At 28.6% G+C, this 24,184-nt stretch carries 10 protein-coding genes and 2 pseudogenes; all 12 read left to right on the forward strand.

From position 1 onward, the window contains the following. The coding region (locus HMPREF2701_RS01700) for a 3'-5' exonuclease (RefSeq protein ID WP_315940755.1) at positions 1 to 1,241 on the forward strand (1,241 nt) is incomplete at its 5' end. A 119-nt stretch (positions 1,242 to 1,360) separates the two neighbouring features. After that, positions 1,361 to 1,732 (forward strand): annotated as a pseudogene (locus HMPREF2701_RS01705) (DUF5945 family protein). A 23-nt stretch (positions 1,733 to 1,755) separates the two neighbouring features. Then, positions 1,756 to 2,043: pseudogene (locus tag HMPREF2701_RS01710) on the forward strand (hypothetical protein). A 113-nt stretch (positions 2,044 to 2,156) separates the two neighbouring features. Continuing rightward, the gene (locus HMPREF2701_RS01715) at positions 2,157 to 2,792 is read left to right on the forward strand and encodes a TetR/AcrR family transcriptional regulator (RefSeq protein WP_070481927.1); all 636 of its coding nucleotides are present in this window, start codon (positions 2,157 to 2,159) and stop codon (positions 2,790 to 2,792) included. A gap of 275 nt (positions 2,793 to 3,067) precedes the next feature. After that, positions 3,068 to 3,808, forward strand: a complete 741-nt coding sequence (locus HMPREF2701_RS01720) for an ABC transporter permease (protein ID WP_070481929.1) — start codon at positions 3,068 to 3,070, stop codon at positions 3,806 to 3,808. A 34-nt stretch (positions 3,809 to 3,842) separates the two neighbouring features. Continuing rightward, positions 3,843 to 7,160, forward strand: coding sequence for a non-ribosomal peptide synthetase (locus HMPREF2701_RS01725; protein ID WP_070481931.1), 3,318 nt, complete (start codon positions 3,843 to 3,845; stop codon positions 7,158 to 7,160). Positions 7,161 to 7,186: 26 nt separating this feature from the next. Continuing rightward, the gene (locus HMPREF2701_RS01730) at positions 7,187 to 18,670 is read left to right on the forward strand and encodes a non-ribosomal peptide synthetase (RefSeq protein WP_186821210.1); all 11,484 of its coding nucleotides are present in this window, start codon (positions 7,187 to 7,189) and stop codon (positions 18,668 to 18,670) included. A gap of 2 nt (positions 18,671 to 18,672) precedes the next feature. Beyond that, positions 18,673 to 19,392 carry an ABC transporter ATP-binding protein gene (locus tag HMPREF2701_RS01735; protein ID WP_033629546.1) on the forward strand — a complete coding sequence of 240 codons (720 nt, stop codon included), beginning with the start codon at positions 18,673 to 18,675 and terminating at the stop codon, positions 19,390 to 19,392. Positions 19,393 to 19,413: 21 nt separating this feature from the next. Then, positions 19,414 to 21,096, forward strand: coding sequence for an ABC transporter ATP-binding protein (locus tag HMPREF2701_RS01740; RefSeq protein ID WP_070481935.1), 1,683 nt, complete (start codon positions 19,414 to 19,416; stop codon positions 21,094 to 21,096). Then, positions 21,096 to 21,752, forward strand: a complete 657-nt coding sequence (locus tag HMPREF2701_RS01745; RefSeq protein ID WP_070481937.1) for a 4'-phosphopantetheinyl transferase family protein — start codon at positions 21,096 to 21,098, stop codon at positions 21,750 to 21,752. The genes HMPREF2701_RS01740 and HMPREF2701_RS01745 overlap by 1 nt, the downstream gene beginning before the upstream one ends. Before the next feature lie 388 nt (positions 21,753 to 22,140). Further along, positions 22,141 to 22,395, forward strand: a complete 255-nt coding sequence (locus HMPREF2701_RS01750; RefSeq protein WP_070481939.1) for a hypothetical protein — start codon at positions 22,141 to 22,143, stop codon at positions 22,393 to 22,395. Positions 22,396 to 22,527: 132 nt separating this feature from the next. Further along, positions 22,528 to 23,961, forward strand: coding sequence for a hypothetical protein (locus HMPREF2701_RS01755; RefSeq protein WP_070481941.1), 1,434 nt, complete (start codon positions 22,528 to 22,530; stop codon positions 23,959 to 23,961). Positions 23,962 to 24,184: the final 223 nt, after the last annotated feature.

Below are 24,184 nucleotides of genomic sequence, written 5' to 3' on the forward strand. Positions count from 1 at the left end.
TTTTAGTAGACGAGTATCAAGATACAGATGGAAAAGTTATTGATATAATGGATAGCATCAGGGAATATTCAAATACTAACAAAAAATTTATAGTAGGTTTTTTTGGAGATTCTTTACAAAGCATTTATGGTTCGGGGATTGGGATTCTTCCAAATAAACATGAATATAAAATCATTGAAAAAAAATTTAACCGACGTTCTTCTAAGCAGATTGTCGAGTTAATTGAAAAAATTAGAAATGACAATTTTGGGCAGCAATCTATATATACTGATTTTGATAATGGATCTTATAATTTTTATATCTCAGGTGATGATTTTAATATAGATACTTTTTTACAGGAAAATCACCTGATTAATAATACGGCCTGTCTTCTTATGAAAAATGATGATATTTCCAAAGCAAGAGATTTTGATGAAATATTATCAGTATTGAAAAAGTTCCCTCGATTTAGTGGTGCTAACTTTGAGAATGTGTCTAATGAATTTTTACAGAAAAATTTACAGCATATGGGATGGTTTTTGAGAGAGATTTTAACTTTCATAGACTTCATTCAAAAGGTAAGGGATGATAATTCAACGGTTAGGGAGATTATTCAGTTTATAACATCGAATAAACCAAAACTAACATTTGCAGTAATGAAGCAATTTATTGGTAATTTGAGAGAGCCTAACCTATCTACATTATCAATTGATAGATGCATTGATGAAATTGCAAATATTCAGGAGCCAATCTCAGGTAATGATATTCTAAAAAAAATATTCTTGATAGATGATACCGCCGAGAACATTTTGTTGAATATAAAGAATCGTGCTTATGATTATTTTTACTATTCTCAAGATTCGGAGGAATCAGAAAGAGAAACGGCAGTTGTTGATGAATTTTTTAATCTAGATATTTCTCAATTTATAAAGTGGTATAATTATATTTTTGATGATTCGAAACAAGAGAGTATTAGTTACTATACCTTGCATGGTTCTAAGGGATTAGAATTTGATAATGTAGTTGTTGTATTACAAGATAATTTTGCTAGAAAAAATGATTATTGTAAATATTATTTTGAAAATTATGGGAATCCAGATTGCTTGGATAAACGCTTTAGTGAAGTTCGTAATTTGCTTTACGTTGCTTGTTCCAGAGCTAAATTAAATCTTCATGTAATTTATATTTGTAGTTTAAAAAAAAATATATTAGAAAATATTAAAAGTATTTTTGGTGATATTAAATATATAAACACAAACTAATTTTTATTAGAATTAGAGAGGTTGGGTAAAAAATCTTTAAAATCAATAAAACGTATAGTATCAGGTATTAAAGACTTTATATTATGCGTTTTTTGTGGGAAGATTTACTACATTTTTTCCTGAAATTAAGATTTTGCCCAGTCTTTTTAGAAAGTAAATTAGAAAATTCAGACAAAGTTGCGTCCTTATTTGGAAATCATCAAGGAGTTAATGATGTAAATTATGAAGCAGTTTTTCAAAAGCGTAAACAAGCACCTATGACAGAATCAAATCCTAGTTCTAAACCTAAAGTTACAGAGGTTAGAACAGGAAAAGAGACAGATATCACTACAAGTTATCAGGAACATCTTAAAAGACTTATTGAGGATAAGAATAGTGATATAAAAAGTAGACAAATGAAAATTGAATAGCTACATACTTTGATTGACACAAAGAATAAAGACAATAAGAAATTACAGTCCATTTATGATGCGATTTCGGAATTACACTAAGCAGTCCTGATAGGCTGCTTTTTTTGAGAGGTTATAGATGCTTACAACATTTTAAAAAAAATCAAGACAATAGTGATATATTTAAGAAGCTAATTCATCGACTATCTGATATGTCCGTCCAAGATTTTGAAAAAATAGATTGACTGTTTGATATCATTTTCACTCCAGATCAAGAATCAAAGCAACTAAAAACAGAATCAACTTATAGAGAAGAAACTTTGGATGACACATTAAAGGTAGCTAAAAATCAACTTCATAAGGAACAATTGGCAAAGAATCTAGAGATATTTAGGAAAGATGGAATGAAATAAATAGTTTTATAAAATTTCCAAAATATCATTGGAAACAACAAAAAAATTGACAATATTAATTTGTTAGATTATAATAGAATTACATACCGACAGTATGATAGAAAGGAGATATGATGGCAAGGAATAGAAACTCACATGAGACTAGAAAAAAAATATTAGAAGTTTCGAAAGACTTATTTTTAGAAAAAGGATTTGATAATACCTCAATACAAGATATAATCGATGGGTTAGGTGGGTTGACGAAAGGTGTTATTTATCATCATTTTGAGTCTAAAGATGAAATATTGCAATCAATCATTAGCGAAAATAATCAAGAAATTTTAAATTATAATTGGAGAGGAGATACTGCATTAGAAAAAATACAAAATTCTTTGATGGATGCGTTCTCTAATTTAGAACAACAAAGATTAGTATACTCAGTCTCAATTATGCTAAGAAGTCCACGTTTATTAGGAGAGCAGTATTTAAGTTTATTTTCTGATTTTTTACCAGAAATTAGGAAAAGAGTTTATGAAGGTGTTAAAGATGAATCAATAAAAACAGAATATCCGGAAGAACTAGCAGATTTAATCGTTTTGACGCTAGATGTTTGGATTGGATTCCAGATTTCTGTTTTTTCAGTAGAAGAATTAAAACGAAAAATGAATTTCATTAAACTGACTTTTGAAGGGCTAGGAGTAGAATTGATTTCTGATGAAATGATGGAGGTGATTTTCCAATTATTTGATCACTTAAAAAGTGCAAAATAGTCTTATGATATGATTCTTAATAATGCCTTTATATTGAAACATTGTGGGTTTAGTTAATTATTGTAAATATTTTACGTATTTTATATTTTAAAAAATAGCATACTCTATGTATGTTATTAAAATATGGTTTTACATACTCTTAGTATGTTTGTTTTTTAATATTATTCATACCGAAAGTATGTCTGAAATTTTGTTTGTTAAAAAATTTATTTTAAATATGTGCTGAGAATAGTTTTAATAATCTAGCCTATATTTACTTTTTGGAGGAAAAATCTATGTTGTCGCTTATTAAAATTGAATTAAATAAGGTTTCGAAATCTAAATTATTTTGTGCTTGGTTAGGTACTATATTTATAGTATTAGGTATTACAGGAATCATAATCATGGGGTTAGGTACTGATAATAAATTAGGAGAATTCGTTGGACAGAATGCCAATAATATTAGAATTACTGATAAATGGGAAGGTTGGGCAATTGCAACATCATTGTTTGCATCTTTATTTACCAAAGCAGCATTTTTGATTTTTGAATCTTATTTATTGTCTACGATTATTATTGATGAATTTAAACGAAGAACAATTTTTCAGCTGTTTTCCTATCCTGTTTCTAAAATAAAGTTACTATGGGGAAAAGTGCTTACAGTAATTCTGATATCATTTATTGCTCATTTTACTGCACATTTAGTGATTCAATTATTAATTAAATTAGTTGCAGTTTTAACTGAATCAAATTATATCCCCGTAGCTAATCAAATGATTAACTTAGCTGGAATTACGTTTGGAACGGTATTAATCGGAATACTACCTTTTGTTTTAGGCATGATTAGGCATTCAATAGCTATAACTATGCTTTCAGGACTTGGTTTAGCAGCGTTACTTTCGAATGTAAGTCCAGGAAGTTTAACGAATAATTTTGTTGATAACTTATTCTTCTTAATATTTGCTAGTTTCATAAGTTTAATGATTGTTTCATTTTTAATTTATAATATTTCAAGAAAAGATATTAATACCAAGTAGTATATCTGAGTTTAATGGAAGGAAAAGAATTATAATGACGAATATAAATTATAAATTAACAAAAGTTCAAGAAAATTTATTAAATATTGAGAACTTAAGAGAAGTTAAAGAAATCAACAATATCTGCGCATCATTGGAAATTCCAGCAAAATATACAACTGATGAAATATTATTCTCTTTAAATATTATGTTGAGAAAAATTGATCATTTAAGAATTGAGGTATTATCAAATAAAGAGCAATACATCAGAAGTTATCAAGAATTTAATAATATATTAATTAAAAAATTTGAAAGTGTAAGTGAATTGGACAGCTTTATCGAAGTATGGAAGAAGGACTCCATATTTGATTTCAAGAAACCACTTCATGAATTTCTTATAGTAGAAATAAATGGTGTAAAAAAGCAGTTATTGATAAAATTTCATCATTTAATTTCTGATATTCAATTCATTACCCAATTTTCAAACACTTTTGTAGGATTATTGTTAAACGATATAAATATTGAAGAGGTGTCAGGAAGTTATTCCCAAAAAACTATTCTAAATCAAGAAGAAACAATAGAATTTTGGGAAAAAGAGTTAGAAAGTTTTGAAGGGGAAAATCTTTATAAGGAAAATTCGAAAAATTTAGGAACTGAAGTAATAAAAGAGATTATTCCTCAAGAATTAATACGTAAATTTGAAGAATCTAAAATTTCAAAGGATACTACTCTTTTTGACTTTATTTTAGCTGGAGTAATCTTTTCTAAAAAAGTTAAGACGTTTACATCTGGAGCTAGTGTTGGGCTAGCAGTAACGCAGAATGATGGTTGGAATTCAAATACTAGCTTATTACCCATTATTCCTAAAATAGATTTAGAAACTTCAATTAAAAAATATATTTTGGATGTATCTGAAAAAAAAGCAATTATAAAAAAATTTTGTGATTATACCATATCAGAAATGATAGAAAATAATGGAATTGAATCATTTGAATCATTGACCGATATATCGTGCATGGAGATGAATTATGAATTAAAGCACAGATATCTAAAGTTAGGATTTAAGTTTAAAGTGATTGGTAGTGGTAGTAGGACAAATCCATTAACAATTATGATTAATTATATGAATGAAAAACCGTTTATTTTATACGAGTATCAAACGTTTTCAATAAAATTACCAGAACTTCAAAGATTACATTTGTTTATTATGTATATTTTAGAGCAGTTTATTGATAACATTGATAAAAAACTTGCTTCTGTACCCTTACTAAAAAAACAAGAAGAAGTTTATTTTGAAAAACGTGTTAAAGACTTTAATAAGAGTGAAACAATTACGGGGCTATTCAAAAAACAAGTAGAGAAGTTTCCTAATAAGATAGCTGTAAGATACAATAAGGAAGGTGTAACATTTAAGGAATTAGATAAAAAATGTTCTGAATTAGCTAATTTACTAATCAATAAAGGGGTATGTTCTGGACAAGTTATCGCATCAACTTTAGTAGGAATTGATGCAATTGTAGCAATTTTTGCAATCCTTAAGGTTGGAGGCATTTATCTGCCCGTAGATAAAGAAAATCCTTTTGAGAGAATAAAATATATATTAAGTGATAGTTTGTGTAAATTACTAATCACTAGTGATGAAGAATTATCAAATTCTCTTAAAATAAACACTATCATATATGATAGCCTATTAGTAGAAAAAAATACTAATCTAAATTCTTTTCCCAACATAACTTCGGATAATCTTGCATATATTATCTATACTTCAGGTTCTACAGGAGTACCGAAAGGTGTGATGATAAAACATAGTTCAGTAATAAATATGTGTGAGGCATTGATAAATGATATCGGAATTGAAGAAAATGATATAATTCAACAATTTGCAAGTCATTCTTTTGATGCTTCTATACTAGAAATTTTTGGAGCTCTTTTAAATGGTTGTACTCTAGTAATGGTTAATCATGAAGAAAAACAAAATCCAAATTTACTGCAAGATATGTGGGATACTGAAAAAGTAACATTTGCAATTATTCCACCAGTATACATGCAAAATCTTGATACAAAACGTGAAACTACATTAAAATATTTAATGACTGCTGGTGAGGAAGCTAATTGGAATTTTATATTAGAATGGAAAGACAAAGTAAAATATTTTAATGCCTATGGACCAACTGAAGCGACAGTTTGGACTTCCACATGGGAATATAGAAATTTTGATACTAATTTATCTGTTCCGATAGGTCGTCCTATACAGAATGTAAGTTGTCATGTTTTTCAAGGAATTCAAGAATGTGGGCTTGAAATTCCTGGTGAACTGTATATTTCAGGAGATAGCCTTAGTGTAGGATATATTAACAATGATTCTAAAAATGAAAAAAGTTTTTTGTTACATCCTAGAACCAAGGAAAAAATGTATAGAACAGGTGACATAGTTTATTGGAATTCAGAAAAAGAATTAGTATTTTGTGGGAGAAAAGATAATCAGGTGAAAGTAAGAGGTCACCGTATAGATTTGTCTGAATTGAACTCAATAATCTTAAAACAAAATGAAGTAAAAGAAGTTTATTCATGTATAACGAATCTCAATTCTAAGAATTCAGAAAAAGAAGTTGTTGTGTATGTAGTTTTGCAAAATCCCATAGATAAAAATACGTTTCGTAAAAAAATTATAGATCAATTGCCAACCTATATGCAACCTCATCATATTATTGAAATAGCTAAGTTACCGATGACCTTGAATGGAAAAGTTGACAAAAAATCTTTACCTAGTATTATAAGAGAAAGTAAAGTAAGTTTACTGGATACGATTGATAATTCTACAAAAAAAGATATCATTGAAGTCTTCGAGGAAATACTAAAAATTACGATTGAGAATGAAAATATTGATTTTTATTCTTTAGGAGGGGATTCAATTAAGGCAATCAGAATCGTCTCGAAGCTGAAAAATCGTGGCTATAAACTTAGAACTAACGATATAGTCGATTCTAAAAGTATTGATGAAATCATATTGAGATTAGGAAATACCAATGAAGAGAAGTTAATCAGTCAGCCATTTGAAAGCGATATAATACTAAGCCCAATTCAAAAAGAATTTTTCCGAAAGGATTTCTTTGTCAAGGAACATTTTAATCAATGTGAAACATTGTATATAAATAGTTCGTTAAATGATTTAGAAATTAAGTCTATATTTAAAGAGTTGACCGAAAATCACATACTATTTAAGGTCAATTTTGATCAAAATAATCAACCGTTTATAAATAGAGGTAGAGAATTATTTTTATTTGAATCCCATGATTTTAAAGATTTGAATTCCGACGAATTTAATATAAAATTCAAATTAATTTGTGAAAAAATCAAAATAAATTTGATTTAGAAAATAGTCCACTTATTAACATTGTGTTGTTTAAGTCTTCTACAGGGAGTTATATTTTTATAACTATTCATCATCTAATAATTGATGGTGTTTCTTGGAGATTATTAAACGATGAACTCAATACCATATTCACAAAAAGAATAGAAAACAGAGAGATTGATCTCCCTAGAGAGAATATTACCTTTTTTGAGTGGGCTAGAAAATTAGATAAATACCAAACTAGGATACTGAAGGAGGAAAAATCATACTGGGATAAAATTAATAATGATTTAGAAAAAATAAATTCTTCAAAAACTAAATTATCAATTAATAATATAAACTCCAAGAAAATTACTATTGACATGGATGATAGTCTATTTCTTACGGGAAATTCTAAGCATGCATATAGAATAAATGATATTTTTTTGGCAGCACTTATAAAAGCAGTCAATAGTGACACTTTAGCGCTTATGTTAGAGAGTCATGGTAGAGAATCAATAGAACAAAATATTGAAAATGATTCCATGATAGGTTGGTTTACAAGTATCTATCCTGTTATTTTTGAGAATAAAAAAGATTTTGATGACTTACTAGCAAGTGTTTCTTGTATAACTAAGAGAATTCCGAATAGAGGTTTAAATTATTTAGCTTATAAAGATCAAAAAATATCTAACTATGAGAAAGTATTTGAACCATTGATAGTTTTTAATTATTTAGGTGATTTTCAGGAAAATTTAGAACACATAAAATTGGTTCATTTAGATATGGGAGATAGGAATTCAAAATCAAATCATTTATGGTTCCCATTAACTATAACTGGACAAAGTATTAATAATAATCTATTTTTTGAATTTAAATTTGAACAAAGTTATTTTTCAATTTCTGAAATAGAAAAAATTGCTGATAGATTCAAGAATAACATACATACAATTATTGAAAAGATAAATAGTCAAGACTGTATGGCAAAATACGGTGATTGTTCTTGGAGTAAGGAAGAGTTACAATCTACAATTGAGACAACAAAAATTAATGGGTTAGAAATAGAAAAAATATATCCCTTATCATATATGCAGGAAAATTTTCTTTTTAATAAAATGCTAGATAAACAGGATAAATATATTGTTCAAGTAGTGATGAATGTTTATAAAGAATTAAAAGAAGAAAAAATTTACTCTGTTATGGAGAAAATGGCAAGTCGTTTCGAAATTTTAAGAACTGCAATTTTTTATAAACAACAAAAAGTTGCAAGAAATGTGCAGTTTGTTGAACGAAATATACCTGTAACTTTTGAAGATTTTGATGGATTTGATTCTCAAACGATTGATAAACAAATTAAAAAATATATTGCTAAAGAGAAGAAAAGTTCTTGGGACTTCGAGAAGGATCCACTATTTAGAGTACATGTTATAAATATTGGAGAGAATCAATCAAAACTTATTTGGTCATTTCATCATATCATAATGGATGGATGGTGTTTAGATATTATTAATAATTTATTTATTCAATTATATGAAGAAATTGACTACCAAGAAAATCAAAAAATATCAGAGTATAGTGATTTTGTTGAGTTACTCGATAGCAACAATGAAATTAAAACAAAATATTTTTGGGAAAATTATCTTGAAAATTTTGAAGGACTTCCAATATTACTCCCAGAGAAAGATAACTCGTATAAAAAAATCAAGAAAAGTGATTTGGACGAAGTTGGAATTAAACTAACTTTAGAATTAACCGAATTAATACAAAATCTTGGAAAAAAAATAAAAGTAGGCGTAGGTACTATTTTAGAGTCTGCTTGGGGGATTGTGCTACAGGCTTATTCAGCTTCCAATGACGTTGTATTTGGGAAAATTATATCTGGTCGTGATGTTCAACTTCCTGGAATTGATAATATGGTAGGACTATTTATTAATACTATACCAATCAGAATAAAAACTGATCCAAACTTAAGCGTATCCCAATTACTTAAATATCAACAAAGAAAAAATTATTTGGTAAACGGAAATGAAATGATTTCACTTTCAGAAATTAATAATCTAATTGATCAAAAAATTAGTTCTTTGTTTAGTTTTGATGTCTTCAATGATAGTCACCCTGAATGGATGAAACATGAAAAAACATTTGAACAGACTGACTATACATTAAATTTGTCAATTATTCAAGAAGAAAAACTATATATAAAAATGATGTATGATTCTAACAAATATTATGAATCTACTATCATTGATATGCTTAAGAGATTTAAGTTTATACTTGAACAATTTGTGGAAAATGAAAATCAACCTTTGAGAGATATTAAATTTTCTTGGAAAGAAGAAGAAAAGATAATAGAGGAATACTCACAAAATATACAGCCTTCAATTAAAGTAGAAAAAAATATCGTTTCACAGTTTAAAGATATTGCAAATAAATTTATGAATAAAGTTGCTTTAAATTTTTCTGGTGAAACTATGACTTATGAAGAATTAGATAATAAGTCGACAGCATTGGCTCTACAGTTAAGAAAAAGCGGTATTAATCAAGGAGATTATGTCCTTTCTCTACAAGAAAAAGGTATGGAACCAATAATTTCATTTTTAGCCATATTAAAAATTAATGCTGTATATGTACCATTAGACATTAGTGTTCCTAAGGAGAGATTTACTTACATTCTTGAGGATTCAAAAGCTCAATATATACTAATAAATAATACGTTAAATGATGAACGTAAAAGAATTATAAAGGATAAATCGATTAATGTAATTTCTGTTGATAAGAATTTGTTATTAGAAAATAAATTTGAATATATTGAATATGATTATCCTTGCGAAAATCTGGCATATATAATATATACATCAGGTACAACAGGGAAACCAAAAGGAACCCTTATTTCTCACAATGGAGCTGTTAATATGGCATTGGGAATGAATTTGGAGTTTGAATTTAAGAATTCCTCTGAAGTATTGCTCCAATTTGCTAGCTTAGCTTTTGATGCCTCGATATTAGAGATACTAACCTCACTATTGAATGGACACACGCTAGTGATTGTTCCTGAAGAAAAGAGATTGAATCCAGATTCAGTTACTCAAATAATGAATGAATTTAAAGTAACCTGGGCGGTTTTACCTCCTGTCTTTGTAAATGAATTAAATCCTGAAAAACTAGTTACTTTAAAATCACTTAAGACAGCAGGGGAAGAAGCAACATGGGAGATAGTAGATAAATGGAAGAATCACCTATCTTATGCGAACGGTTATGGTCCAACGGAAGCAACTGTTTGGTCGACAACCTGGTTTGAAAATCGTGAAAAACTACATAAAAAAATTCCGATTGGACGACCAGCACCAAATGTTAGATGCATAATATTCCAGAAAGAAAAAGTTTGTGGGTTCGGTATGGTAGGTGAATTATGCATTTCTGGACCTGGAGTTGCTATTGGATATCTTAATAATGAAACTTTAACTAATGAGAAATTCTTTTTGTTTGAAGGTGAAAAATTCTATAGAACTGGTGATTATGCAAGGTGGCATTATGACGGAAATATTGAATTTCTAGGCAGAATGGATAAACAGATTAAAATAAGAGGAAATCGTGTAGAACTATCTGAAATAGAAGACAATATTAAGAATATAGCATCTATTATAGATTGTGTAGTACTCGCCAAGGGAGAAGGAGCAAATAAAGAATTAATTGCTTACCTTATTACAGCAGATTCTTTTGACACAATAACCTTAAGGAACAGACTTTCATCTGTAATCCCGTCTTATATGATTCCTTCAAAGTTTATTAAAATTAAAAAAATACCTTTGACTGCCAATGGAAAGATTGACACTCCAAGATTATTAAGTTTGACTGATGTTAAAAATGAAACTGAAAATAATGAACTTTCTAAATTAATTACTTCTTCAACCTTCAGAGAAGTACAAGCAGTCTTTTCTGAAATTTTAGGAATAAATAACGTGAAAATTTCAGATGATTTCTTTGTTCTAGGAGGACACTCAATAAAAGCTGCAAGACTAATAAATCGTTTAAATAGCAATTTTTCTCTACAGATTAAATTAGAACAATTCTTTGAATCTCCAACGATATCATTTATTTTAAGTCAAATTGAACAGTCAAATAGTCAAAAAAAACCTAAAAAAACAATAAATCTTGATAAATCAGAAAATCTTAATATCGTTCAAAATAATTCAGTAGTTTCTACTACTTCAAATAACTACAGTATTTTTCAAGCTACAGATACACAAAAAAGAATATACGCTTTACAAATGGTTCATAAAAGTTCAACAAGTTACAACATGCCTTTACTATTAAAAAGTAATGAAAGACTTGATCTGAATAAACTGAATAATACATATAAACAAATTTTAGATAAATTTGAAATTTTAAAATCTAATTTTCATATGCATGATGATAAATTAATGCTGGAAGTCAAAAATCATATTTCTAGTGAAATAAAAATGATTTCATGTGAAGAACAAGAAATCGAAAATGTATTTAGTAGTTTAGTAAAACCATTTGATTTGGAAAATGATTCATTAATAAGAATGAATATTCTGAGAACAACTAAAAACGATTATGTCTTTATTGATATTCATCATTCAATAAATGATGGATATTCTACATCGTTATTCACGTCAGAACTTATGAAGAAGTATAGAGGAGAACAAACATTACCAGTATTGATGCCTTCTGCAGAATTAAATGATTTATTAAACAATGAAAATCTGGACTCTTCAGATAACTATTGGAAAGAAACTTTTAGTCAGAAGCCTACTTTGTTAGATTTGCCGCTAGATTTTCCAAGAGTTTCTAGAGGAAATGAAAGTGGTGATGAAATTTTAATAGAAATAGACAAAAATTTAAAAAAGAATATTGACAATTTTTGTTCTAGCAATAGTATAACTCTATATATGTTCTTTGCTTCATTAACAATGTATTATTTAAGTATACTCACTAATCAAAGAGATATTATTATTGGAACAGCAATAAATTCAAGATTATTTGAAAAATCAGAAAACACATTTGGTATGTATACTAACACTCTACCTCTAAGGGGAACGATTAATCAAGATGATGATTTTGCTACTATTATACAAAAAACAAAAAAAGTAGTATTGAAACTATTTGAAAACCAACTATATCCTTTAGATAGAATCATAAAACTTCATAATAGTAACACTGATTATACAAGAAATCCATTATTTGACGTATTTTTAGCATTTAATAAGGTAAAAACACTAGAAGATGGTTTTTTGAAACAAATCCCTATAAAATCCAAAACATCACCATTTGATATCACAATAGATATCTTAGAAATAGATAGTACATTAACAATTAGATGGGAATTCAAAAAAGCTATTTTTAGGAAAGAGACTATAGAAAGGTTATCTAATGAATATTTAACATTATTAATGGAAAGTATAAACACTCCAATTGTTAAATCTGAGAAAACAGAACAGATAAAAGCAGTTATAGAAGGTGTATTAAATAATAAAGTCATTTTTTCTGAGAGTTTCTTGGAGCAAGGAGGAGATTCTATTAAAGCAATTAGGATTTCTTCAAAATTAGCTGAAAAATCGATCATTCTAGATTCTGATAAAATATTGGGCTGTAATAATTTATATGAATTATTACAAGATTCTCAATCAATAGAAAACTCAAAAGATAATAGTGATTTAATTTACATTTTAAAAAGTGAGTTAAATGAAAAAGATTTAGACTTAGAAAAAGATTTTCTGTCTCAAGGGGGAGATTCAATAAAAGCTATACGAATAGCATCTAAATTTAAAGAAATTGGATTTAAAGTTGAACCTGAGGAAATACTTCAATCAATTTCTTTAAAAAAGTTATTTCATACTAAAAATGAAATAGGCATTATTGAAAATAATTCAGATGATAATATTCTCATTTCACCTATTATTGAAGAGTTTTTCTCTCAAAACTTAAAGAATCCCAATTTCTTCAATCAATCAGTACTTTTAGAACTGAAATTTGAAGACAAATATGAAGATATAATCAAAATATTTGACAGATTAACTGAAGAACATTCGATTTTTAAAGAAAACTTTAGTGATTCTAAAATAAGTAGTAACAGATTTATAGAAGTAAAACGTCCATCTTATAAAATTGATTTTATAGAATGTACTGATAAGGAATTCATAAAAAATTGTAAATCATATTGTAATAATGCTCAAAACAAATTCGATATATCTTCAACTCCTCTGCTAAGTTTAGTGTATTTTAAAACTGAAAAACGAGTTTTACTATTCATTTGTGCACACCATTTAGTTATTGATGGCGTGTCATGGAGAATATTATTAGATGATTTTATTTATTTGCAAAATCAGCTTAATCAGAATAAAGAATTGACTCTACCATATAAAACAATGGACTATAAAAGCTGGTTAAATGAACTACAAAAACACGGTGATTCAGAAGAGGTAACAGGGGAACTTTCTTATTGGAATAATGTAGTTTCTAAGATATCAGAAGGAAAAATTCAGCTAGAAGAGCCCAGAGATAAGCAATTTGAGGGGAATCCGTTCAAAAAAATTAAAATATCTATATCAGAAGATGAGACTAAATCTCTTCAAAAACTTTGCAATCCCAGAGATGACATACAGATAAATGATCTATTATTAACCGCCCTCGCCTTTGCAATGAATAGTATAACTAATCAAAAATTACTATCATTAAATTTAGAAGGACATGGGAGAGAATCTATTAATAATATTTCTAAAGTAGATAGAACAATAGGTTGGTTTACTACAAATTATCCACTAATTTTAGATTGCTCTGATAAAGATATTTGGGATTTATTGAATAAAACTAAGGCAGCAATTAGAAGAATACCAAAAAAAGGATTTAATTTTGGAATTCTTAAATATTGTAAGAGAATATTGAATTCAAATGAAATGTCAGAATGTTCATTTAACTTTATGGGGAACATAGACAACAATTCTAGTTCTTTAGTAATGTCAGATTATGATTTTGGAAATTCAATGGATGAAAATAATACTCTTTGGTCTCCCCTTAACTTCAATGGTATTATTCAAAATAAATGTTTAAAATTCATAATTGACTTTAATTCAAATAAATTTAAGAAATCAGATATTGAAGAATTAGGTAAGAAATTTAAAGAAGCTATACTATCATTTATCAACAATAATGATAGAGGAGAACTTTTACCACTGACTCCTTCTCAAGAGGGGATACTATTTCAAAAGTTAACCAATGACAATCCCAATCTCTATTCCACTCAGACTTTATTTGAAATATTAGGAAATAATTTGGATCTTGAGTCTTTAAAACTGGCACTTAGTAAGCTTTCAACCAAACATCCAGCATTATCTATGAGAATCGTTGAGAGTGATTCGGGATCATATTTACAGAAAGTTGATGAAATCAAGGATATATCCGTAACGGAATTTGATTATTCTAATAGCACCATAGATTTAAATGAAATTCTTACAAAGGTGAAGTCTATAGAAATGAATAAAGATTTCTATTTAGAGAAAGGTAATTTATTCAGAGCAATAATTATAAAAGCTAACGACCAAAAAACATACTTATTGCTGAGTTTCCACCATATAGTTTTTGATGGCTGGTCTTTGGCAAATTTATTGAAGACACTGTCGATTACTTACAAATACTATGTTGATAATGAATATGTAAAATTAGATAGATATTTATCTAAAAAAGATAATTATCAAAAATATTTAAAATTTATTGGAGGAATAGAAGATAATAATGGAAAAGAATACTGGGTGAACTTACTTGGGGATTATGATGGTGAATCTGATTTTAAAAATTTGGAGACAAATGTACATAATAGATCATTAAGCGGTAATTTGCGTCACAACGTTCCTAAATATGTCTACGATAAACTCACGCATTTGAGTAGTAAACTATCAGTGACAAGAAATACTATTTTAGAAGTTGTCTGGGGTTTGTTAATTCAAAGGTTTAACTATACTAGTGACTCTGTTTTCGGAAAGGTTGTTTCTGGTAGAAATTTTGAAATAGAAAATATTGGTTCAATTGTTGGAATGTTGATTAATACTATACCAACAAGAATTTCTGTGGAGAATAATGAAACTATTAAAGAGCTTATTTTGAAAAATAAACAACAGCTTATTCAGGGACAACATTATCAATACGTAAGCCCATCGGAAATACAAAAGTTGTTAGGTAGAAGAACACCATTATTCTCAACAGTATACTCTTATTCAAATTTTGTTTCAGATAATCAATTATTTGAATTTGTCAATGGTATAACCTTACAGGTGTGTGAGGGCGTTGAGAATCCCAGTTATGATATATCTTGTATGATTCACGATACTGGAGACTATATGTCTTTTCAATTGTCATTTAATATTGAAAAATTCTCAGATGATACTATTAATAATCTCCTCCAAACAATGGAAAATATTTTAGAGTATATTTGTTTTTATCCTGAACATAAAGTAAAAGATATTCAAGTACTAAATCAGGAGCAATTAAGAAAGTTATACCTAAAAAATCAAGAGAACCAAAAAGAAATATGCCTTGCTAATATTCCTGAAGCTATTAGTCAAAATGCAATACATAATCCAGAAAAAACTGCTATTTTCTATTTAGATGAAAAAATTTCATTTAAGGAATTGGAATCTAAAAGTAATGCCTTAGCAAACATTTTACTACAAAATGGAATTAAAACTGAGGACAGAGTAGGTATTTATTTATCGAAATCACCAATGGTAATAATAAGTATGCTTGCAGTTATGAAAGCAGGAGCTTGCTGTGTAACTATGGATAAAAGTTTACCTTTTGAAAGAGTTTCCTTTCAATTAGAAGATGCAGGAGTTAAAATACTATTTACAGACGATGAGAAAAGTGGTAATTTACAGAATATAAAAATAATTCAACCAGATCAATGTAATTTAAAAATGAATTCAGAGAAACCTAGAGTTGTTTTGGACAAAAATAATGTGGCTTATGTACTATATACATCAGGATCGACAGGAACTCCTAAAGGTTCTCTAATAGAATATCAAGGATTAATGAATTTATTTGATTATATTGGAGAAAAATTTCAACTAAAAAATAATGCTAGAATTTTACAATTTGCTAGTCTTTCATTTGATGCATCGGTTCTTGAAATATTTGGTGCTTTAGTAAATAATTCTCAATTAGTTATTGTTCCTGATAATATTCGCAATTCACCCGAAGATATAAAGAATCTTATTAATGAAATGCAAGTGACTTTTGCTTTAATACCTCCAGTATTGATGCCTTTCTTCAAACCAGATGAATTAAATACATTAAAATATATTATGAATGCTGGAGATGAAGCAAGTCCTGAAATAGCTAAAGTTTGGAGTCAAAAAATGTGTTACATTAATGGTTACGGTCCAAGTGAAGCTTCAATTTGGACCACAGATTGGACAATTTATAAACTTCAGGACGAATTGAAGAAATGTCCAATTGGTAAACCGATACAAAATGTCAATGTACATATCATGAATAATGGTGTTTTGGTCGGAGATTACATGCCAGGTGAATTATGTATATCCGGTATAAGTCTTTCTCGAGGTTATCTAAATAGAGACGAATTAAATAAGCAAGTTTTTTTTGAAGATAGGTTAATTTCTAAATCCAGAATATATAGAACTGGAGACTTAGTTAGACGATTACCTAATGGCAACATTGAATACTTAGGACGTATTGATCGTCAAGTAAAAATAAGAGGTTTTAGAATCGAACTAGGTGAAATTGAGAGTCAAATTTTGAATATATCTAGTATTAAACAAGCTGCTTGTTGCATTGTCAGTGAGAATAATGATAAACACATTGTTGCATATATAGTTTCGGATAATAACATTTTATCTGCAGAAGTTAAATTAATTTTACAAAAAAAATTACCATACTATATGATTCCAGAGAGAATTGTTAGCATTGATTCGCTTCCAACTACTATTAATGGAAAGGTTGATAGAAAGACCCTTGAAAACTTTGGATTACCCAAAATAGAAAATCTAGCAGAAGATTTAAAAATGAGTTTCCGAGAAAGAGAATTTTGTGAGGTATTGGAAAAAATTCTTAAGATTGATATATCAAACGTTCTTCAGCCCCTATCAAATATTATAAGTGATTCAATTACAGCGATGAGAATTGTCGCAAAATTAAATAAGCTCGGATATATGATTAGTTTAAAAGATATACTTAGCAAAAAATCTATTAGAGATTTACATTTAGAGAATAGTATTGCAACAATTCCAGAAGAAATTACAGAAAAAAAGATAACGCAAAAAAATGAAAGAAGATTATCTAAGCCGTACTCTATAACATATAAGCAGGATTTTAAATCTAAAAATAAATACTCAATATACAAAGCTACTAAAATGCAGCAGTGGATTAAAAAACAACCTATGATCGTTTCTGGAGCAATTTTTGATATTGAAGGAGATTATGACTATACAGATATAATTAATTCATTGAAGAAAGTAGTTAAAGAGAATGGTGTTTTAAGAAGTTCTTATGTTTATATAGATAATGTTTTAAATATTAAAGAGTATCCATTTGATACGGCTTGGGAAATTTCATTTGTTGATCTAAGTGATAGGTGCATAGAAGATATTAAATTAATCTATGAAATTGAGCAAAATCGATTCGAAGATAATGAAATTTTTAAAGAAAATGAACATGCCTGTGAATTAGTACTTTTGAAAGAAAACGATACTAAATATCGCGTTTATTTGAGAATTCATCATATATTTTGGGATGCCTATTCAGCTGAAATTTTTGAAAAAAGTGTTAAAAATAATTTAGAATTTCCAGACCTCAAATCAGATACTATACCTTCATATTCAGAATATGCAAAACTTGTAAATTCAACAGAGGAAGTAAACCATCGAATTTTCTCAATAAAAAGTTTTGAGGAAGTAAGTAATCAATACAAGACAGGTTTTGTAAAAAATAATTCAAAAGTTTTTTCTTCAATCATTGTTAAACCTAAGTTTAGAAAAGAATTGCCTCTTATAGATAATCTATGGGGAGTAATTGGGCGAACAATATTAAGTTATGGTAAACAGTTTAATATTAATAAAGATTGGCCAAGTAAAATGCCTGCTTTTATACTTTTCAAGGGGAGATGTGGGAAATTGGAAAAGTTTTCTAATACTCTTGGAATGTTTCTAGAACTAATTCCAGTCATTGTTAAAAATGGCTCATTAAGTGAACTTGATAACTCTTTACGTTGTCAAGTTGAAGAGTATAAAAATTCTAGAAATATTACATCTTTGGATTTTATTAATTTCATTTATAGTAATGATTACAAGCAAGAAGATGAATTTGAATATGATCATGTACCTGTGGTTAACTTTTTAGGTATTTATGAATTTTTAGAAGGAAACGAATTTTTTTCAAGCATAAAACTGAAACAACTAAAAAAAGGAACAAGTAATAATTCTCTGATAATTTCTATAAAAGAAGAGACTGTACAAGTTGGAATTTATGCTTCTGAAGAAAAAGCTCTCACATTGAAATCCGACATTGAAGGCGAGGTATAGAGATGGGAAATATTGTTGAAATAAAAGAACTTTTTAAAACTATTGCTAAGGAAGAAATTTTAAGTGGTATTAACTTACAAATTTCTGAAGGAGAAATCTATGGATTTTTAGGACCAAATGGCGCAGGGAAAACAACTTTAATGAAATGCATGTTATCCTTATCAACTGTTACATCTGGTAGTATTGAAATCTTTGGAAAAAATTTACAAGATCACAGAGAGGAGATTCTAAGTCAGGTTGGAAGTGTTATTGAAACACCAATTTTTTATGAAAATTGTACTGCAAAAGAAATTTTGGAAATTCACGCGCAATATATGAGGAAAAATATTACCGAATCAGATATAATAAGAGCCTTAAGGATGGTCGGATTAAAAAATACGACTAAAAAAGTAAAAGAGTTTTCGTTAGGAATGAGACAGAGACTTGGTTTAGCTCGGGCTTTCCTAACAAAACCTAAATTGTTAATTTTAGATGAACCAATCAATGGTTTAGATCCAATAGGAATTCAAGAAATTCGGAATCTTTTGTTGTCTCTTTCTAAGGAATGTGGTGTTACAATATTCATCTCAAGTCATATTTTATCGGAAATTTCACAGATAGCAGATAAGATTGGTGTTATCAAAAATGGACAAATGCTAGAACAGGTCTCTATGAAAGAGCTTAGGAGAGAGAATATTGACTTAGAAGAATATTTTATGTCACATTTTCTAAATGAAATTTAAGAATTATGAGGTAGATTAGGAATGAAACAATTGACAAAGTACCATAAGAAGTCTTTTTATACTTTCATGATTTTTAATATACTAGTTCCTTTAACTAATATTGCTTTTGCTTATTCTATTAAAATTATAATTGATAGTGGAATGTCCCAAAATAGGGAAGCTCTAACCCAAGCGATACTAATAGGTGCTATCGTAATATTTATCTATGCCAGTCTTAATTTTATATCCCTTCGATTAAGAAATAAACTTGTTAGGCAGATTATGTCAAGATACAAAAATAAGGTGTTTAAATCTATTTTAGATAGGGATTATAGAGAATTTTCTAAGGAAAAATCAGGGAAATTTATTTCAATATTAACTGAGAACATGAAGAAAATTGAGCAGGATTATTTGCACCAATATTTTAATATTTCAAAAAATATTTCCTTAATGATTTTCTCACTAGTAGCCATGTTTATAGGTAATTGGTTTTTGACCTTATTAGTTATCATTGCTAGCATTATTCCTATGATGATTTCAGGATTTATTGGACAAAAATCAGCCTCTCTACAAAATAGCTCTATGATAGCCGATCAGAAATATTTAGCTAAGGTTAAAGATATTTTAGCAGGATTTCTAGTTATAAAGAGTTTTAATGTGAAAGAGGCTATCGGTAAAGATTACAAAAACGAAAGTGAAAAATTGGATGAGATATATTTCATCAAAGGGAAATTTGATGTTTTATCTAATGTTATTTCTCAACTTTCAGGGATGATTGTTTTTTTAGTAGCCTTTGGTGGAGGAATGTATCTGGTCTTCGGTGGGCATACCACAATTGGGAGTGTTACAGCTATTGTTCAACTAGTCAATTTTGTAGTAATGCCACTAAATGAAATTGGTATGGGAATGAGTAAATTCCGTGAAGGTCAGGCTACACTGAATTCATTTGAGGTAAAAGATGTAATCGAACTTCAAACTGGTAAAACGAAAGAATATTTTGATGATGTCATTTCTTTTTCAAATGTAGATTTTTCCTACCCTAATGCTGAGGAAAAGATTTTTAATAATTTATCTTTGCAGATCAAAAAGGGGGAAAAAATTGCAATAGTAGGTATGTCAGGCAGTGGAAAATCGACTTTACTCAATCTATTACTGCGTTTCTATGATGTAACAAGTGGGTATATCTCAATTGATAATCAAGATTTGCAAGCTATTTCAGCAGAGAGCCTTTATAACTTAATGACTATTGTTCAGCAAGATGTTTATATCTTTGATGATACTTTAAAAGCAAATATTACCCTTAGTCAATCCTTTACTGAAGATGATATAAAAAAAGCTGTACAGCAGTCTGGCTTAGAAAGTTATATTTTAGAAAATGAATTAGGTCTACAAACTTCATGTGGCGAGAATGGATCAAATCTATCTGGGGGAGAAAGACAGAGACTTAGTATTGCGCGTGCTTTAATTCGAAAAACACCAATCTTATTATTAGATGAGGCTACCTCGTCTTTAGATAATAAAGTTACTACTGAAATTGAAAATTCAATTTTAGAAATTCAAGATTTGACGGTTCTTGTTGTTACGCATAAGTTAAATAAGAGCATGTTGAAAAAATACAATAGAATTCTTTTTATGAAAAATGGAGTTATTGTTGAAGATGGTTCTTTTGATAACTTGATGGATAGGAAAGGTGAATTTTATAAATTGGTTGAGTTGAGTGTGTAATGATAATATATTTTTCAAATATCAATATTACTAAATTGGATGAATTCTACATAGAAAATCGTATCCCACCTAACTTTTTGAAAGAAGTGAGAAAATATAAAAAGGTTTTAGATTATAGGAGATCTCTTGTTGCATACTATATCTTATATGAATATCTTTTATTTAACAAAATTATATCTGAGTTTACTCCCGTAAAAATTTTTAAAAATAATCATGGGAAACCCTATTTAATTGGAATTGATAATTGTTTTTTTAATATTACTCATTCGGGAGATTGGGTAGCAGTTGCGATTAGCAATGCTGAAGTCGGAATCGATTTAGAATATAATGAGAGTTTTGATTTTAATGAAGTTATAGATTATGTTTTATCAGAGAGGGAAAAAATTTTTTTCTTACAGCTCTCAGATTCGTTAAAGTGTGAAACTTTTTATAGATTTTGGACACTAAAGGAAAGCTTTGTTAAAGCGATAGGAACAGGTTTAGTTAAATCTATGAATTCTTTCACTACTGAGCTGTGGAGCAACAATATTTGTGTTACTGGGGAGAGGAATTTCAAGTTCTTTGAATTACCTTTTTATGAAAATTATTCTTTTGCTGTTTGTTGTAATATTTGTGATAATATTGAAAATATGATAGAGGTAAAAATATCAAATTAACCATATCATGACCACCCGTCTAACGGGTGGTTTGTCCCAGGGCTATAAGCTCAAATTACCAGCCAGCTCCTAAAGACACTGGCTGGTAATTTGAACACTATAAAAATTTTCCTCGAAAGTTGATTTCTAAGATCAAATTGGAATATTTTAGGATTTGAGGACTGTGGATTTCAAACTCAATTTTGTAACCTAAATTAGGAAACAGAAATATAATAATTAGTCAATGACAATTAGTGTATTATCTTCATATTATTTATTTTCTTCCTTCCTAGCTGTTTGGAGTCAGGCTAATTCAAAATGGAATTGGGAACTTTTCTCGGTCTCATTTTGTAAATAACAAGTGATTTTTTTTAAGAGAGACGGAAAATGTCATTATCAGTTGAAGATAATGACATTAACGCTTAAAATCGAGATTTTGAAAGAACATGCGGCAGATTTTCTGACACGTTTTTATCGCTATCAAAAACAGATGGAAATAAAGATTGACGATGAAGGTAGCTTATGGATTTTGATAAGTGATGATTTATCGTATTTAATTCATACAAAGATTCATTTTAAAACAACTTTTAGAGAAATTGAGAGGTATACGGAATATATAGAGGGAATAGAGCGTACATTGAACAGGTGCGGAAAGACAATGTAGAAAGGGAGAAGTCTATTATATCAACAAACAATTTACCTTGACAACCAAATCTGATATTGATATAATTTACTGAGTTTTTATTGATATTCTTATCATGTAATTTTCTAGTTTTTAGAAAGAGGGGATTTTTTAATGACTAATGATTTAACTAACACTAGTCCTCAATATTTACCTGGAGATTCATTTATTGGCTTTGAAAAGTATTTAGAGCAGTATGGCTTACCAACTGAGAATGTGATAGCTTCTGAGAGTGAGCGTAAAATGATGCATACGATGTTGCCTTCGATATTAGAGAATATGCCTCAGGAATACAAAACAAATGCTCGTTATCTTTCAAAATTTGTAGCAGGTGCAGCAATCGGTCTGTATGATGCATCACTAAATTTTGTTTGGAATGAAGTAATGATAAAAATATATCAAAAAATTATTCATTACGGAGTTGAAATATTTTTTAATTCAGCAGTCAGTGAATCTGATAGAGGACTATATAAAACAGAGGAAGATTTACCACACTTAAAAGATAGAGTTGTTTTAGATAATTGTAAAAAATTAGGTCTAATTTCACAAGCATTATATCTAAGACTGACACATATTTTAGATATGCGGAATCATGTAGGTGCTTCACATCCAAATGATGATCAAATCCGAACAGCAGAATTATTAGGCTGGTTACAAACTTGCATAGATGATGTCATTTCTGAGAAAGTTAATGGTCATGCAATAACTGTAAAGAGCATCATTGATAATACAAAAAATAGAGATACCTATTTTTCACAGGTTGATAAAGAACAATTTGAAAATAGTATCAAAGAATTATCACCGCAGTTTATTGCCAATCTCACAAATACTCTTTTTGGAATATTTGTATCCAAGAATTATGAAGGTAAGTCTATTATTCTAAACAATTTTTTATCTTTATCATTGATAAGCTGGAAATACACTACTGACACATTCAGATATAGTTTAGGAGAGAGGTTAGATGTATTTAGAACTCAATTAGATGAATATAAAATAAATCAATCTGAGTTATTTTTCGAAAAAGTAGGAGGAAAAAAATATTATTCTAAAGATTTGAAAACCATTCAACTCTCTGTGAAATGCGAACAGTTGAAAAATGCTCATTTTAGTTGGGATAATTATGCTAACGAAACTCCTATCGCTAGAGAAATTCTAGAGTTAGCACCCAGTCCATCAGATGTTCCTAATATGAGGAAAGATTTATTAGTAGAAACATTTTTAATTTGTAGAATTGGTAAAAATGTTTCATATCAGAGTGGTGTTTCTCCTGGTGGAAAGTTGTTTTATGATAGATTCTTCCAAAATTCTGATGAAGACATAGTGAAGCGTATCCTTACCTTATTGAGTGATGGTAATATCAACGTTAACGGTCAGATTCAAAATAATAATCTTCTAGAGGTATTAAATTTAATACCCGAGGATATGATTGGTGCACAATATATGGAAGTTTTAGATAATCTTAAAGCTTTTATTAATGATGGTAAAGAAGCTGAGAAGTATTTTAATACTGTAGATTTTAAACGTTTTAAAGATAATTTTCTAGTTTAATAAATTTTCCGAGAGCCTAGGCTCTCTTTTTCATTCTCTCATTTCTCTGTGATAACTTCTCCAAGTTTTTTCCGCTATACTTTTCTAAACTTGTAAAAATCTATGTTAGATTTTCTCTAGGGGTTTGGGGGACGAAGCCACCAAGTTAACTTATCGTTGGCTGTCAAAACTGGAAGGTTTTGGTCGGTTAACGATATGATTTTTGGGATATTGTGGACACAAT

Source organism: Streptococcus sp. HMSC077D04 (assembly GCF_001808785.1).
GTDB lineage: Bacteria > Bacillota > Bacilli > Lactobacillales > Streptococcaceae > Streptococcus > Streptococcus mitis_BX.

What these genes read in the sequence shown, in the direction of transcription:
- HMPREF2701_RS01720 (WP_070481929.1), top strand. Translation starts at nt 3,068, where the DNA reads ATGTTGTCGCTTATTAAAATTGAATTAAATAAGGTTTCGAAATCTAAA.
- HMPREF2701_RS01725 (WP_070481931.1), top strand. Translation starts at nt 3,843, where the DNA reads ATGACGAATATAAATTATAAATTAACAAAAGTTCAAGAAAATTTATTA.
- HMPREF2701_RS01740 (WP_070481935.1), top strand. Translation starts at nt 19,414, where the DNA reads ATGAAACAATTGACAAAGTACCATAAGAAGTCTTTTTATACTTTCATG.
- HMPREF2701_RS01755 (WP_070481941.1), top strand. Translation starts at nt 22,528, where the DNA reads ATGACTAATGATTTAACTAACACTAGTCCTCAATATTTACCTGGAGAT.
- HMPREF2701_RS01735 (WP_033629546.1), top strand. Translation starts at nt 18,673, where the DNA reads ATGGGAAATATTGTTGAAATAAAAGAACTTTTTAAAACTATTGCTAAG.
- HMPREF2701_RS01715 (WP_070481927.1), top strand. Translation starts at nt 2,157, where the DNA reads ATGGCAAGGAATAGAAACTCACATGAGACTAGAAAAAAAATATTAGAA.
- HMPREF2701_RS01745 (WP_070481937.1), top strand. Translation starts at nt 21,096, where the DNA reads ATGATAATATATTTTTCAAATATCAATATTACTAAATTGGATGAATTC.
- HMPREF2701_RS01750 (WP_070481939.1), top strand. Translation starts at nt 22,141, where the DNA reads ATGACATTAACGCTTAAAATCGAGATTTTGAAAGAACATGCGGCAGAT.